Annotated in this window: 13 protein-coding genes; 4 read left to right on the top strand and 9 right to left on the bottom strand. The window is 71.4% G+C overall.

Features of this window, described 5'->3' with window-relative positions:
- The first annotated feature begins 81 nt into the window (after nt 1-81).
- The 3 genes from ACWA14_RS13890 (at nt 82) to ACWA14_RS13900 (ending at nt 2,216) form a co-directional block, all read left to right on the top strand.
- A complete protein-coding gene (locus ACWA14_RS13890) occupies nt 82-474 on the top strand; it encodes a MarR family winged helix-turn-helix transcriptional regulator (RefSeq protein WP_463794587.1) in 393 nt (130 codons plus the stop codon).
- Nucleotides 475-479: 5 nt separating this feature from the next.
- Nucleotides 480-1,808 (top strand): MFS transporter, encoded by a 1,329-nt coding sequence (locus tag ACWA14_RS13895; protein WP_463794589.1) that lies wholly within the window; start codon nt 480-482, stop codon nt 1,806-1,808.
- Nucleotides 1,809-1,886: 78 nt separating this feature from the next.
- Nucleotides 1,887-2,216, top strand: coding sequence for a hypothetical protein (locus ACWA14_RS13900; protein ID WP_463794591.1), 330 nt, complete (start codon nt 1,887-1,889; stop codon nt 2,214-2,216).
- Nucleotides 2,217-2,359: 143 nt separating this feature from the next.
- Here ACWA14_RS13900 and rocD read toward each other — a convergent pair whose 3' ends face one another.
- The 7 genes from rocD to ACWA14_RS13935 form a co-directional block, all read right to left on the bottom strand.
- A complete protein-coding gene (gene rocD, locus ACWA14_RS13905) occupies nt 2,360-3,556 on the bottom strand; it encodes an ornithine--oxo-acid transaminase (RefSeq protein WP_463794594.1) in 1,197 nt (398 codons plus the stop codon).
- Nucleotides 3,557-3,570: 14 nt separating this feature from the next.
- Entirely contained in the window at nt 3,571-4,446 is an 876-nt protein-coding gene (ddaH, locus tag ACWA14_RS13910; protein ID WP_463797448.1) for a dimethylargininase, read from the bottom strand.
- Between the two features lie 193 nt (nt 4,447-4,639).
- Entirely contained in the window at nt 4,640-5,665 is a 1,026-nt protein-coding gene (locus ACWA14_RS13915; protein ID WP_463794596.1) for an NAD(P)-dependent alcohol dehydrogenase, read from the bottom strand.
- 1 nt (nt 5,666) lies between these two features.
- The gene (locus tag ACWA14_RS13920) at nt 5,667-5,882 is read right to left on the bottom strand and encodes a helix-turn-helix transcriptional regulator (protein WP_463794598.1); all 216 of its coding nucleotides are present in this window, start codon (nt 5,880-5,882) and stop codon (nt 5,667-5,669) included.
- A complete protein-coding gene (locus tag ACWA14_RS13925; RefSeq protein WP_463794601.1) occupies nt 5,882-6,316 on the bottom strand; it encodes a hypothetical protein in 435 nt (144 codons plus the stop codon). Before ACWA14_RS13925 ends, ACWA14_RS13920 begins: the two co-directional genes overlap by 1 nt.
- Nucleotides 6,317-6,407: 91 nt before the next feature.
- Nucleotides 6,408-10,073 carry a proline dehydrogenase family protein gene (locus ACWA14_RS13930; protein WP_463794603.1) on the bottom strand — a complete coding sequence of 1,222 codons (3,666 nt, stop codon included), beginning with the start codon at nt 10,071-10,073 and terminating at the stop codon, nt 6,408-6,410.
- Between the two features lie 148 nt (nt 10,074-10,221).
- Nucleotides 10,222-10,782 (bottom strand): acyl-CoA thioesterase, encoded by a 561-nt coding sequence (locus tag ACWA14_RS13935; protein WP_463794605.1) that lies wholly within the window; start codon nt 10,780-10,782, stop codon nt 10,222-10,224.
- A 131-nt stretch (nt 10,783-10,913) separates the two neighbouring features.
- Between ACWA14_RS13935 and ACWA14_RS13940 the strand changes: the two genes are divergently transcribed.
- Nucleotides 10,914-11,420: an N-acetyltransferase family protein gene (locus ACWA14_RS13940; protein ID WP_463794607.1), complete on the top strand. Its 507-nt coding sequence runs from the start codon at nt 10,914-10,916 to the stop codon at nt 11,418-11,420.
- A 123-nt stretch (nt 11,421-11,543) separates the two neighbouring features.
- On the opposite strand, the gene ACWA14_RS13945 is transcribed toward ACWA14_RS13940, so the two are convergent.
- A complete protein-coding gene (locus ACWA14_RS13945) occupies nt 11,544-13,424 on the bottom strand; it encodes a cytochrome b/b6 domain-containing protein (protein ID WP_463794610.1) in 1,881 nt (626 codons plus the stop codon).
- Between the two features lie 2 nt (nt 13,425-13,426).
- Nucleotides 13,427-14,398 (bottom strand): electron transfer flavoprotein subunit alpha/FixB family protein, encoded by a 972-nt coding sequence (locus ACWA14_RS13950; protein ID WP_463794613.1) that lies wholly within the window; start codon nt 14,396-14,398, stop codon nt 13,427-13,429.

Below are 14,398 nucleotides of genomic sequence, written 5' to 3' on the forward strand. Positions count from 1 at the left end.
TCGGCCGGAAAGATTAGATAGGCTAACTAAACAATGTCTGCGTCTGAAGAGTCTCTCCACCTGACCGCCACAGACCTCCGCATGGCCACGTTCCGGATGGCCCGCCGCCTGCGATGCGTGCGCGCCACCGACTCGATGAGCGATGCCCAGCTCGCGGTGCTCGCCGAGCTGCGCGCCAACGGTCGCCGCACGATCACCACGCTCGCCGAACGCCAACGCGTGACCGCGCCGTCGATGACGAACATCGTCAACGGCCTCGAGGAGCAGGGCTTCGTCGACCGCACGCCCGACGAGGACGACCGGCGGCGCGTGCAGGTCGACATCACCGACGCCGGCACCGAGATCGTCGTCGAGACCATCCGTCGTCGCGACGAGCTCCTGGCCGACATGCTCCGTGAGGTCGACTACACCGAGGAAGAACTCGCCACCCTGCGCGAGGCCAGCGCCCTGATGCGACGGGCGGTGGAACGATGAGCGCCATGTTCCGTTCGTTCGCGAACATCAACTACCGCATCTGGTTCGCCGGCGCCCTGGTCTCCAACGTCGGCGGCTGGATGCAGGCCACGGCCCAGGACTGGGTCGTCCTCACCGAGCTCACCGACAACGACGCCACCGCGATGGGCATCACGATGGCGCTGCAGTTCGGCCCTCCGCTGGTGCTCGTGAGCCTCACCGGCCTGGTCGCGGACCGCTTCGACCGGCGCCGCATCCTGATGGTGACCCAGTCGGCGCTGCTCGGACTCGCGATCGCGGTCGGCGTCCTGCTGCTGAACGGTCTGATGACCCTGCCGATGATGTTCGGCTTCGCGCTCGGATTCGGTGTGGTGAACGCCTTCGACGCTCCGGCACGGCAGGCCTTCGTCTCCGACATGGTGTCATCCGGCGACACCTCCAACGCGGTCGCGCTGAACTCGGCATCCTTCAACCTCGCGCGCATGATCGGGCCCGCCGTGGGTGGCCTGCTGATCGTCGCGATCGGCTCCGGATGGGTGTTCATCGTGAACGCCGCGACCTTCCTGGCCATGATCCTGGCGCTGCTGATGCTGCACCGCGAGCTGCTCGCCCCCCGCCTGAAGAACCGCAGCCGCGGCGGACTGGCCGCCGGGTTCCGGTACGTCTGGGGGCGGAGCGATCTGCGCGTGGTCTTCGTCACCGTGTTCCTGATCGGCGCCTTCGGCATGAACTTCCCGATCTTCGCCTCGACCATGGCGATCGAGTTCGGCGCCGGTGCCGACGGCTACGGCGTGCTCAGCTCGATCCTCGCGATCGGCTCGCTCGCGGGCGCGCTGCTGGCCGCACGCCGCGACCGCGCCCGGGTGCGCGTGGTGATCTTCGCCGCCGGCGGCTTCGGTGTCGCCGCGTTCGTGTCGTCCGCGATGCCGAGCTACGCCTCGTACGCCGTGACGCTGATGTTCACCGGATTCATGATCGTGACCCTGTTGACCACCGCGAACGGCTACGTGCAGATGACCACCGACCCGGCCCTGCGCGGACGGGTGCTCGCGCTGTACATGGCGGTCATCATGGGATCGACCCCGGTCGGCGCCCCGATCGCCGGATGGGTGGCCGACGCCTTCGGCCCCCGCACCGCCATCATGCTCGGCGGAACGGCCGGGCTCGTCGCCTGTGCGATCGGGGCGATCTGGGTGTTCTCGTCCGGACGCCTGCACCGGCATGAGAACCGGCGCTTCCTGCTCACCATGGACGAGACGCGTCCGCTGAGCATCATCGACGAGGTTGATCCGGTCGAGTTCAGCGATGAGGCCGCGGTCACCACGCCGATCCGGTCGGCGAAACCTCAGGACTGAGCCGCGCGTCCGGCGCCGCGTGGCACGCCCCTGTCAAGGGCCTGCGCGGCGGGTGGGAGCGGGCGTAGTCTCACTCCCATGGACGAGAACACGACACCCCACCCGCAGGATCCGGCCGAGGGCGCGACGGGCGCCGACGGCTCCGAAGGAAGCGACCCCCAGGGCGCGAGCCAGGGCGGCGCGATCCAGGGCGACAGCTCGCACGGCGACTCCCCGCACGGCGCGATCCAGGGCGACAGCTCGGAGGGTCACGCCACGAACGGCGCGATCCAGGGCGACGCGAACCGCGACGGCGAGGCCCCCGCACCGCTGGGCGGTGACGAGCACACCGAGGATCAGCTGCAGGCCGACAACCCCGCCGAGGAGGAGACGCTGAAGCTTCTCGACCCCGACAACGCTCCCGGCTAGTCTCCCCTCGCCTTCCCCTGCCCTCCCCGCCGAACGGCCCCTTTCTGTTCGACCGGCCCCCTTGTAGACGCATTTAAAGGGGTGGTTCGATCACAAAGGGGTGGCTCGGCGGGCAGTCCGTCAAGCAGGCAGGGTGGGGCGCGTCAGGCGGACAGGACGAGCTTGAGCTGCTCGACGGCCCAGTCGAGTTCTGTCGCGCGGATCACGAGCGGCGGAGCGATGCGGATCGTCTGGCCGTGCGTGTCCTTCACGAGCACGCCGCGCGCGAGGAGCTTCTCCGCGATCTCGCGGCCGGTGCCGCGTGCCGGGTCGATGTCGACTCCGGCCCACAGGCCGGCGATGCGCACCTCGGTCACCCCGTGGCCGATGAGCGACCGCAACTGCGGCTCGAGGTGCTCCCCGAGCGCACGGGCGCGCTCCTGGAACTCCCCCGACTCGAGCATCTCGACCACGCGCAGACCCACGGCCGCGGCGAGCGGGTTGCCGCCGAACGTCGAGCCGTGCTCGCCCGGACGGATGACCCCCAGCACATCGGCGTTCCCGACGACGGCGGAGACGGGCAGGATGCCGCCACCGAGCGCCTTGCCCAGCAGGTACAGATCGGGCACGACGCCCTCGCGGTCGCACGCGAACGTCTCGCCGACGCGGCCGAGTCCCGACTGGATCTCGTCCGCGATGAACAGCACGTTCTTCTCGTCGCAGATCTCGCGGATGCGGCGCAGGTACCCCTCGGGCGGGATCACCACGCCCGCCTCGCCCTGGATCGGCTCGACGAGCACCGCGGCCGTGTCCTCCGTGATGGCGGCGGCGATGGCCTCCGCATCACCGTAGGGGACCACGTCGAAGCCCGGCGTGTACGGACCGAAGTCGTCACGCGCCGAGTCGTCGTCGCTGAAGCTGACGATCGTGGTGGTGCGTCCGTGGAAGTTGCCCGCCGCCACGACGATGCGCGCGCGGCCCTCCGCGATGCCCTTGACCCGGTAGCCCCAGGCGCGGGCCACCTTGATCCCGGTCTCGACGGCTTCCGCCCCGGTGTTCATCGGCAGCACGAGGTCCTTGCCGGCGAGCCCGGCGAGAGCGGCGGCGAACGGCTCGAGCCGATCGCTGTCGAACGCGCGGCTGATGAGTGCGACCCGACCCAGCTGCTCGGTCAGGGCGGCGACGAGAGCCGGATGCCGGTGGCCGAAGTTCACGGCCGAGTACGCCGCGAGCAGGTCGAGGTAGCGCTTGCCCTCGACGTCGGTGACCCACGCGCCCTCGCCCCGGGCGATCGTCACGGGCAGCGGGTGGTAGTTGTGGGCGACGTGCCCCGCGTCTTGCTGCGCTCCCTCAGGAACCACCGCTCCCGTCGTCGTCACTTCGCACCGCGCAGCTCGAGCGTGCAGCACTTGATGCCGCCGCCGCCGAGCAGCAGCTCGGACAGGTCGATCATGATCGGGTTGTAACCGCGCTCGCGCAGCTGCTTCTCGAAGCCCGTCGCGCGCGGCGAGATCACCACGTTGTAGCCGTCGCTGGCGGAGTTCAGCCCGAACACCGAGCCGTCCTCATCCGACACCAGGATGGCGTCGGGGAAGCGCTCCTCCAGCACGGCGCGGCTGGCGTCGTCGAAGGCACCGGGGAGGTAGGCGATGTTGGCGCGCTCGGGGCCGCCGTTCTCCACGCCCTGCACCGGGTCGAGTACCGCGATCGCGGTGTCGAGGTGGTAGAACCGCGGGTCGACGAGGTTCAGCGACACGACCTCGCGGCCGAAGATCTCCCCCACCTCGCGGTGGCTGTCGCCGGTGGAGCGGAACCCGGTGCCGGCGAGGATCACGTCGCCGACGAGCAGGAAGTCGCCCTCGCCCTCGTTGACCTCTTCGGGGATGACGGTGTCGTAGCCGGCGGCGCGGAACCAGTCGGCGAACGCGGGGGCCTCGCCCGCACGCTGCTCGAAGCGGAACTTCGGCACGTAGGCGCGGCCGTCGATCAGGAAGCCGCCGTTGGCCGTGTAGACCATGTCGGGGTAGTCGGCGAGCGGCTCGATGAGCTCGACCTCGTGACCCAGCTCGAGGTAGAGGTCGTGGAGCTTCTGCCACTGGGCGACGGCCCGGGCGGTGTCGGTCGGCTTGGCCGGCTCCATCCACGGGTTGATGGAGTAGTTCACCGTGAAGTGCGCGGGGCTGCACATCAGGTAGCGCCGGTGGTGCGCGGTGCGCGGTGCGGCCGCGACCGCGGTCTCCGGTGTGGTCATCGTGTTTTCGAACGACATGGATGCTCCTCGGAACAGGACGCGGCGGACGCTGTCCAGGGGCCCGACGGTCCTTCGACCCGCAGCTCTCGAGGAGCGGGTGGCGAGGAAGATGCGCTCCGGGCACGCCAGATCCCATTGTGTCATCCGCTGCCTGTGGCCCGCCAGAGCGCGCGCCCGGGTCCCGGCATCCGACTCATCCCGCGCGGACCACGATCTTGCCGACCGTGTGACCCGCTTCGAGGTGGGCGAGGGCGGCGGATGCCTCGGCGAAGGGGTGTTCGCGCTCGATCACCGGTCGCAGCGATCCGGCCGCCACGAGCGCGAGCAGCTCGCGCACGATCTCCGGCTTCGCGGCGGCCGCGAGCGGACGGATGCGCCGGGCCGAGCCGACCGACAGGACGGCGGCCTTGAGCATCCGCGGGAGGGGGCCGAGCACGGGTCCGCCGTCGCCCGACACCAGCACCACCGTCCCGCCCGCCCGCACCAGGCGCTGCAGCGGACGCAAGGGCAGGCCGCCGACCACGTCGATCACGGCGTCGAAGTGCGCGGCGGGGAGGGCGTCGAGCGGGCTCGTGCGGTGGTCGAGCACCCGCGCGGCACCGAGCTCCTCGACCAGGGCGCGGTTGCGCTCCCCGCAGGTCGCCCACACCTCGGCACCGCGGAGGGCGGCGAGCTGCACCGCGAAGGTGCCCACTCCGCCCGAGGCGCCGATCACGAGCACGCGCGGCGGACGGTCGGCAGCATCGGCAGCGTCGACAGCGGCGACGCGGGCGAGGTCGAGCGCCTGCCAGGCGGTTCCTCCCGCGATCGGCAGGCACGCGGCGTCCACGACCGACACCGACTCGGGGCGACGGGCGAGTCGCGCGGCCGGGGCCACGGCGAACGGGGCGAGTCCGCCACCGCCCGGCAGCTCGACGACGACCTCGTCGCCGACCGCGGCATCCGTCACGTCCTGGCCCAGGGCGATCACGCGCCCCGCGACATCCATACCGCGCACCGGGTTCTTCGGCTTCGTGAGTCCGAACACCGGACGCACGAGCAGCGGATCGCCGAGCATCAGCCGCACGTCGCCGGCGTTGAGGGCGGTGGCGTGCACCTGCAGCAGCACCTCGCCGCGACCGGGCGTCGGGATCGGGCTCTCGGCGAGCGCGGCACCGGCGGCCGGCCCGTAGCGCGCGTTCTGCCAGGCGGTCATCGTGGGGGTCGTGTGCGTGGTCATGTCAGTGCTCCGGGTAGGTGAAGAGGTCGTCCAGCCCGACGCCGAAGGCCCGGGCGATCTGGAAGGCGAGTTCGAGCGTCGGAGAGTACTTCTCCTGCTCGATCGCGAGAAGCGTCTGGCGGGTCACGCCGACGGTGCGGGCGAGCTCGGCCTGGGTGAGGCCGGCGGCTTCGCGGTGCGCGCGGATGCTGTTGGAGACCCGGGTGGGCTTGACCATCAGACCAGTCCTCGGCGGTAGGCGATCACACGGGCGACGCTGCCGACGACCGCCGAAACCGCGAAGCCGGCGAACATCGTGTGCGCGATCCAGAAGAGGTCGGCACCGAGCGCGCAGAGCACGATCACCCCGATCCCGGCGATCGCGACGAAGGCCTGCTCGACGCGGGCGCCCATCCGGCTGATGTCGCGGTCGCGGATGTCGGAGCGACCGGTGCCCTCGGGGTCCCGGGCGTGCGCGATCAGCCCCCAGACGATGCTGGCGAGGATCGTGACCACGATGCCCAGGCCGATGGTCCACAGCATGAGCGGGAACCAGTCGACCTCGGTGGGGGATCCTCCGCCCGCCTGCTGCAGCACGATCGTGACGTAGGTCGTGATCGCGATGATGCTGACGACGAGACCCGTCCAGACGTTGCGCTCCTCGTAGGCCACGGCATCCTCCTGATGTAAAAGATTGTTGACATCAGGAGGCTAGCCCGCCACCCCGGCGCGTGTCAAGAATCTTTTACATCCGATGCCGGGGTCAGATCACGTCGCGGAAGGTCGGATCGGGATTGCCGAATCGGTGCGCCGTGATCGCGATCGCCTGCTCGTGCACGAACGGCAGGAGCTCGATGCGCCCGGCCGCCGTCACCTCGCCGTCGTACACCGCGAGATCGGGATCGCCCTCGACGGCCGCCGCGAGCGCGGAAGCGAGAGCGGCCACGGCGGCACGAGGGCCGACCAGCCGCACCCGGCCCGCACGGGGCGTCGGAGCGACGTCTCCCTCCGCGGGCGCGGGACGCGGGGTCATCCGCCGGGTCCACTCCTCGTCGCTCTCCAGGAACACGGGGGCATCGAGGTCGCCGAGCGCGTGACGCACGGCCGCCGGCATCCCGACCGGAGAGGACAGCGTGAATCCGGCCCCCGAGCGCACGGCCGCGATCACGATGCGCAACAGGTCCTGCAGCGCGGCATCCGCCGTCGCCCGGATCTCGACCGGCACCGGGCGGTAGCGGAACAGGTTGCGCTCGACCGTCAGGTGCGACACGTCGCGCACCTGCCCGAACTCGCGCCCCCAGGCGAGGGCGTCCGACAGCGCCGCCTGGCGCAGCCACTCGAACGCCTCGAAGTCGAGCGAGGGCTGCGCCGATTCGATCAGCCCGGTGATGCGGGAGTCGAGTCCGCGCAGGTGCAGCGTGCTCGAGGTGGCCGCTCCCGGCTGCGCGTGCCAGGATCCCAGACCGATCAGGTAATTCGGGCCGCCGGCCTTCGCTCCGGGACCGACCGCCGAGCGCTTCCAGCCGCCGAAGGGCTGACGCTGCACGATCGCTCCCGTGATGCCGCGATTGACGTAGAGGTTGCCCGCCTGCACGCGGTCGAGCCACAGCGACAGGTCGTCGGGGTTCTGGGTGTGCAGCCCCGCCGTCAGCCCGTAGGCGACCGCGTTCTGCATCTCGATCGCGCGCGCCAGCGTCGGCGCATGCATGACCCCGAGCACCGGGCCGAAGAACTCCTCGAGGTGGAAGCGCGATCCCGGCTGCACGTTCACGCGCACCCCGGGGCGCCACAGCCGTCCGCTCGGGTCGTCGGTCGACACCGCCGGCTCGATCAGCCACTGCTCGTCGCCCTCGAGCTCGGTCAGCGCCCAGGCGAGCTTGCCCTGCGGCTTCTCGATCACCGGCCCGACCTCGGCGAGCGGGTCGGTGGGCCAGCCGACGTGCAGGGAGCGCACGGCATCCGCCAACTGGCGGGCGAACCGCTGCGAGCGACCCACGGGACCCACCAGGATCGCGAGCGATGCCGCGGAGCACTTCTGCCCCGCATGGCTGAAGGCGCTCTTGACGAGGTCGGCCGCGGCGAGATCCAGATCCGCCGAGGGCATGATCACGATCGCGTTCTTGCCGCTCGTCTCGGCGAGCAGCGGAAGCTCCGGACGCCAGGACCGGAACAGCGCCGCGGTGTCCCAGGAGCCGGTGAGGATGACCCGGTCGACGGCGTCGTGCGTGATGAGGGACCGACCGAGCGCGTCCTCGTCGATGTCGATCAGGGCCAGCACGTCTCGCGGCACCCCGACCTGCCACAGCGCCTCGGCGATCACCGCGGCGCACCGACGCGCCTGCGGGGCGGGCGTGAACACCACACCGGAGCCCGCGGCGAGCGCGGCGAGCACCCCGCCGGCCGGGATCGCGAGCGGGAAGTTCCACGGCGGGGAGACGACGGTCACCCGCGCCGGCACGAAGGTCGCCCCCGAGATCGCGTCGAGCTCGCGGGCCTTGGCGGCGTAGTAGCGGGCGAAGTCGACCGCTTCGCTGACCTCGACGTCGGCCTCCGCGAACACCTTGCCCGTCTCGGATGCCGCCACCTCGATCAGCTCGCCGCGACGCGATTCCAGTGCGGCGGCCGCGCGCAGCAGCACCTCGGCGCGCTCGGTCGCCGGCCGGGACCCCCATGCGGCGGCCGCTTCCTGCACCTGGCGCACGGTGCGGTCGAGGGTCTCGGCGTCATCGATGCGCGCCTGCGCGAGCGTGTCGTCGCCGGCCGTCGAGTCCGCGATGCGGGCCCGCACCGACGCCGCCCACTCCCGGTTCGCGGGCAGCGCGGGGTCGCTGTCAGCCGTGTTCGTGAATCCGGGGGCGCCGCCGGTGTCGGCATCCCACTCGCGCGGGGAGTACACGGCGGTCTCGAGGAACGCCTCGCCGCCGTCGTGGGTGTCGGTGCCGTCGGAGCCCCGGGAGATGCCGAGCACGGCCTTCGTGAGCTCGATCTCGGGATCAGGGGCGGCGGGCATCGGGCGCACGGACTCGTGCACCGGGGCGAGCCGGTCCTGGGTGCGGCGGGGTCCGCGCCACAGGCTCTCCTCGGACGAGCGGTCCAGCGCGTCGAGGAAGCGGTCCCGCTCGCGCACGAAGAGCGACTCGTCGGTGTCGAGGTGGAAGGCGGCGGAGAGGAAGTTCTCCGCCGAGGCGTTCTCCTCCAGTCTCCGCACGAGGTAGCTGATCGCGACGTCGAACTCGGCCGGTGCCACGACCGGCACGTAGAGCAGCACCGGGCCGACCTCGCGGGCCACCGCCTGCACCTGTCCCTGCGCCATCCCCAGCAGCATCTCGAACTCGACGGCGTCGCGCACGCCCCGCACGCCGGCCAGGAGCCAGGCGTACGCGATGCCGAACAGGTTGTGTCCGGCCACCCCGATGTGCACCGACCGGGTGTTCTCGGGGCGCAGCGCCCAATCCAGGCAGCGCAGGTAGTTCGCGTCGGTGTCGAGCTTGGTGTCGTAGGTCGCCGGGGTCCAGCCTTGCAGGCGCGCCTCGACGTTCTCCATCGCCAGGTTCGCGCCCTTCACCAGACGCACCTTGATCGGCGCGCCGCCGTGCTGCCAGCGCTCCCCGGCCCACGCGGTCAGCTCCTGCAGCGCCGGCAGGGCGTCCGGCAGGTAGGCCTGCAGCACGATCCCGGCGGACAGCCCCTGCAGCCGCGGGTCTTCCAGCAGCCGGGTGAACACCGCGATCGTGAGGTCGAGATCGCGGTACTCCTCCATGTCGAGATTGATGAAGGTCTGCGCACCGGTGCTCGGCGAGGGGGTGGCCGCCGTCAGGTACAACGGCAGCAGGCGCTCCACGACCCGGTCGACGACCTCGTCGAACGCCCACATCGAGATGTGGCTGATGATCGCCGAGACCTTCACCGAGACGTAGTCGACGTCGTCGCGTCGGATCAGCTCGTGGATGCCGTCGAGCCGGCGCTGCGCCTCGGCCTCCCCCAGCACGGCCTCGCCGAGCAGGTTGAGGTTGAGTCGTGAGCCGGAGCTGCGGATCCTCTCGATCGCCGGCCCCAGCTTCGCCGGACGCGCGTCGACGACGAGGTGTCCGACCATCTCGCGCAGCATCCGCCGGGCGATGGGCACGACGGGGCTGGGCAGGATCGGGGCCATACCGCCGCCGATCCGCACGGCGCCGCGCAGGTACCAGGGCAGGAACTCGGGCACGATCGGCGCGATCCGGTGCAGCTGCGACGCCGCCGCGCTCAGACTCTCCGGCCGCATCACCCCGTCGACGAAGCCGAGCGTGAAGGGCAGTCCGTTCGCGTCCTGCAGCACATCGGCCAGTCGCCGCGCCGCGGGATCGACCTCCACGGCCGCCGCCTCGGTCACCCAGCGACGGGCGAGCTCCACCGCGCGATCGGCGAGGGGGGGCGGATGCCACGGCATCCGTCGGGGAAGACGACGACTCGGACATGGCCTCAGCCTAGGACTCAGGCGCCGCGCAGCCCGGAGCCTCGCCCGTGGCGGCGGGCGGCGGGCGGCGGGCGGCGGGCGGCGGGCGCTGTCGCAGGACCGGCGGCGGGGCGCGTGCCGATCAGGGCCAGACGCTCGGCGCGGGGATGCGCACGGGAGGCAGGGCGGATGCCGCGGCCCAGTCGTGCACCCAGGCGTCGATCTCCGGCACGCCCTCCGGCTTCCCGACGGCGGCGAACAGCTCCTCGTGGCTGACCGTGCCTCCGGTGCGGCGCAGCATCCGGGCCCGCACGATCGCCCGGGCGTAGACCTCGCCCTTGACGACCGCGCGATGCTCGAGGAACAGCGCCTTGTCGTCGTGACCGATGAAACGCGACTGCACCTCGAAACGCTGCCAGAGCTGCAGCGACTTGCGGAACGTGACGGTCTCGCTCGAGACGACGGCGTACCAGCCCTGCGCGTCCATGGCGTCGAAGAGGCCGGTGCGGATCAGCAGATCCCAGCGGCCGAGGTCGAACAGCGACAGGTAGCGGCCGTTGTTCATGTGGCGCAGCAGATCGATGTCGCTGGGCAGGGTCGTCAGGCGGATGCCGCCGACCGCGGTCGGATCGAGCGTCCGGCCGCGGCGCACACGGAGTCGAGCACGGAGAATCACCAGGAGGGTGCGCCAGATCACGTTCACGAGGATCGATCGTAGCCAGCGGTGCATGGAAGTCGTACTTCGTTGTGCGAATCCTCCATCGCCTGCGCGGGGTGTGCGCGGGGCATTCCCTCGATTTCCGGATCGCTCATGCCGCGCGTAGAGTCGCGGTCATGAGCGCCGAAGCCCAGCCAGAAGTCATCGTCCGCCCGGTCCGTGATGTGGATGCCGAGGCTCTCGGTCGCGTGCACGCCCAGTGCTGGCACGAGACGTACGACCACCTCATCAGCAAGGCGGCGCTCGAGAACGTGTCGCCCCGCCGGATGGCCGAGCTGTGGACGCACTGGGCCTCGCAGGGTCCGGACTTCAAGATGATCGCCGCGCTCGTCGACGGCGAGATCGTCGGCTTCGCCGGCTCCGGCCCGGCGCGCGACAAGGATGCCCCGGCGTTCCGCGAGCTCTACTTCATCTATCTGCTCGACGCGCTGCACGGTGTCGGCATCGGCCAGAAGCTCTTCGACGCCACCGTCGAGAAGGACGAGCCGCTGTACCTCTGGGTCGCCGAGGACAACCCGCGCGCCCACCGCTTCTACACGCGCAACGGCTTCACGCTCGACGGCGCGACGCACACCGAGCCCTTCCTCGGAGAGACGCTGACCGAGGTCCGCTTCACCCGCTGACGCGCGCTCCCCCTCGTCACGACGTGGCCGAGCCACCCCCTTCTGTGCGACCGGCCCCTTTGTAGACGCATTTACAGGGGCCGCTCGCACGAAAAGGGGTGGTTCGGCGAAGAGCGGTTCGGGTCAGCGGGCGGAGACGTTGCCGAACGCCTTCGCGATCGGCGCGATCACGAGCGGGCGGTCGGCGAACCACCCGGCGGCGATCACGACCATCGAGGCCACGAACACCCAGAAGCCGGTCCAGGTGACGGCATCCTGCGACGCATACATGTGATTGAGGTTGCGCAGGAACCCGGTCAGCATCACCAGCGCGACGTGGGCGATGATGAACGCCACGAAGTACAGCATGATCGGGAAGTGCAGCGCCCGCGCCCATTCCACCGGGTACGCCTTCGAGAGGCGCTCGGCCTTCTTCGGCCACATCCCCGACATGCGGAAGCCGGTGATCGCGGCGAGCGGGGCGGCGATGAAGACCGTCGCGAAGTACGCGAGCTGCTGCAGGCTGTTGTAGTTGTTCCACCCGTTCTCATGCGGCCAGTCGAACGACACGTATTGGAGGGCAGCCGAGAGCGCGTTCGGGAACACCTCCCAGCTCGTCGGCACGATGCGCACCCAGTGGCCGGTGACGATCAGCAGCACCACGAAGATCACGCCGTTCACGAGCCACAGGATGTCGAGCGCCTGATGGAACCACAGCGTGAGGCTGATCTTGCCCTTGGGGTTGTTCCGCGGAGTCCAGAACGCGGTCGGCCGCTTCTCGGTGCGCACCCGGAGTCCGGTCCGGATGATCAGCACCATCAGGAACACGTTGAAGAAGTGCTGCCACCCGATCCACGGCGCGAACCCGGGCTCGACCGCGAGAGGCGACTCGTACTCACCGGGGAAGGTCGCGAGGAAGTCCTGCATGAACGGGAGGCTGAGCAGGGTCCGGACGAGCGCGACCGCCGCCGCGGCGAGGATGCCGAGGGCCGCGGCGCCGAAGAGCCCCGCGATCGCCTGCGGCCACGTCGGGCGACGGCGGGGGGAAGCCGCGACCGGTGTCACGCGCCGCGGCGCCCGGCCGTCCCAGACCGTGCGCGGGGTGCGCAGCGGGGTGTGCAGGTCGGGGCCGAGGAGCGCGACCGGGGCCGGGGCCGCAGCGGGGGCCACGTCGCGGCTCGCGTCCGCGGACGCCGACGGTTCGGATGCCGCAGCCGGTGCCGCGGTGGCGGACGCAGTGGCGGATGCCGTGGCGGATGCAGTGGCGGAGTCTGCGTCGAGCGATGCGGCGTGCTCCGCGGTCGGCGCGGCGGGGTCGTGCTCCGGCTGCGCCGCGGGACGCGGCACGGTGTCCGCGGGTGGCCAGGGGGCGCCGCCGACCGTGCGGGGCAGGCCGCGTCGAAGCGTCGCGGGTGCCGCAGCATCCGTCGACGTGATCGTCGGCGCCGCGGCGTTCGCCGCGACCGCCGCGGGGAGCACGTCCGAGGAGCCTGCAACCGGGGAATCGGTGTCCGGGGAGCCGGGGGTCGACGTACTCCGCGCCGATGCTGACTCCGACGCCGCGCCGGCGATCGACTCCGACGCTGCCGGGGCCGACGCGGGTGGCGTCTCCGCAGCTGCCCCGGGCGCCGCGGCCGACGGCGGCCACGGCTCTCCTCCCGCGACCCGCGGGAGTCCGCGGCGCATCCGGAGACCCGTCGTCGCGCGGTCCGCCGAGGCGCGGGTCGCGGGAGCGTCGGTCGCTGGAGCGCGGGTCGCCGGGGCATCGCTCGCCGCGGCTTCCGCCATACCCAGGACCGCCGCCGACGCGTCCTCCGCTTCCGGGACCGACGCCGATGCCGATGCCGACGCCGACGCCGATGCCGATGCCGACGCGACGGGTGCATCTGCGGCGATCACGCCTGCGTCCGCCGACTCCGCATCCGCCTCCAGACCCGTACCCGCATCCGCGATCTCCGTCGCGGGCGGCCAGGGTTCCCCGCCGGCGACACGCGGCAGTCCGCGCCGCAGCATCCGCGTCGCCATGGCTACTTCTTCCGCGCCTCGAGCGCGGCGATGACCTGCGGGACGATCGTGAACAGATCGCCGACGATGCCGAAATCGGCCACGTCGAAGATCGGCGCCTCCGCGTCCTTGTTGATCGCGACGATGTTCTTCGCCGTCTGCATGCCGGCGCGGTGCTGGATCGCCCCGGATATGCCGAGAGCGACATACAGCTGCGGCGACACCGAGACACCGGTCTGTCCCACCTGGTGCGACTGCGGGATGTATCCGGCATCCACGGCCGCGCGCGAGGCGCCGACGGCGGCGCCGAGCGCATCCGCGAGCTCCTCGACGAGCACGAACTTCTCCTTCGACGCCAGCCCGCGCCCGCCCGAGACGACCCGCGTCGCTCCGCGCAGCTCGGGTCGCGACGAGGTGACCTCGACGGCTTCGACCGGACCGGCCGTCGCGGCGACAGCCCCCGACGGGGTGACCTCGAGTGCGACGACCTCGGGCTCCGCGACGGCCTCGGCGCGCGCATCGACGGCCCCCTGGCGCACCGTGATGACGGGGACGCCGAAGGTGGGCGCGGAATCGACGAGATACGCACCGCCGTAGACGGAGTGGTGGGCGACGACGCCCTCGTCATCGCGGGACACGCCGATCGCGTCGACCGACAGCGCGCTGCGGATGCGCACCGCGAGCCGACCGGCCGCATCACGGCCCGCGATCGAGTTGGAGATCAGGACGGCGTCGGGGCGGACGCGCTCAATCGCGGCCTGCAGCGCATCCACGACCGGCACGGTGAGGGTGGAAGCGTCCCCTTCGGCGGTGAGCACCAGGGCGGCACCGGCCGCAGCCGCCTGGGCCGCGGCATCCGCAGAGCCGCCGACGATCAGGGCGACCGGCGAACCGACCCCGGACGCGGCGCCGAGCAGCCCCGCGGTGCTGCTCGCGACGTTCCCCGCAGGGTCGACGTCGAGGAGGACGAGGATCGGGTTCTCGGGAGCGGACAT

The sequence above is a fragment of the Microbacterium sp. TW_SC_2 genome, assembly GCF_055361165.1.

What these genes read in the sequence shown, in the direction of transcription:
- ACWA14_RS13950 (WP_463794613.1), bottom strand. Translation starts at nt 14,398, where the DNA reads ATGTCCGCTCCCGAGAACCCGATCCTCGTCCTCCTCGACGTCGACCCT.
- ACWA14_RS13940 (WP_463794607.1), top strand. Translation starts at nt 10,914, where the DNA reads ATGAGCGCCGAAGCCCAGCCAGAAGTCATCGTCCGCCCGGTCCGTGAT.
- ACWA14_RS13920 (WP_463794598.1), bottom strand. Translation starts at nt 5,882, where the DNA reads ATGGTCAAGCCCACCCGGGTCTCCAACAGCATCCGCGCGCACCGCGAA.
- ACWA14_RS13930 (WP_463794603.1), bottom strand. Translation starts at nt 10,073, where the DNA reads ATGCCGTGGCATCCGCCCCCCCTCGCCGATCGCGCGGTGGAGCTCGCC.
- ACWA14_RS13890 (WP_463794587.1), top strand. Translation starts at nt 82, where the DNA reads ATGGCCACGTTCCGGATGGCCCGCCGCCTGCGATGCGTGCGCGCCACC.
- ACWA14_RS13895 (WP_463794589.1), top strand. Translation starts at nt 480, where the DNA reads ATGTTCCGTTCGTTCGCGAACATCAACTACCGCATCTGGTTCGCCGGC.
- ddaH (WP_463797448.1), bottom strand. Translation starts at nt 4,446, where the DNA reads ATGACCACACCGGAGACCGCGGTCGCGGCCGCACCGCGCACCGCGCAC.
- ACWA14_RS13915 (WP_463794596.1), bottom strand. Translation starts at nt 5,665, where the DNA reads ATGACCACGCACACGACCCCCACGATGACCGCCTGGCAGAACGCGCGC.
- ACWA14_RS13945 (WP_463794610.1), bottom strand. Translation starts at nt 13,424, where the DNA reads ATGGCGACGCGGATGCTGCGGCGCGGACTGCCGCGTGTCGCCGGCGGG.
- ACWA14_RS13900 (WP_463794591.1), top strand. Translation starts at nt 1,887, where the DNA reads ATGGACGAGAACACGACACCCCACCCGCAGGATCCGGCCGAGGGCGCG.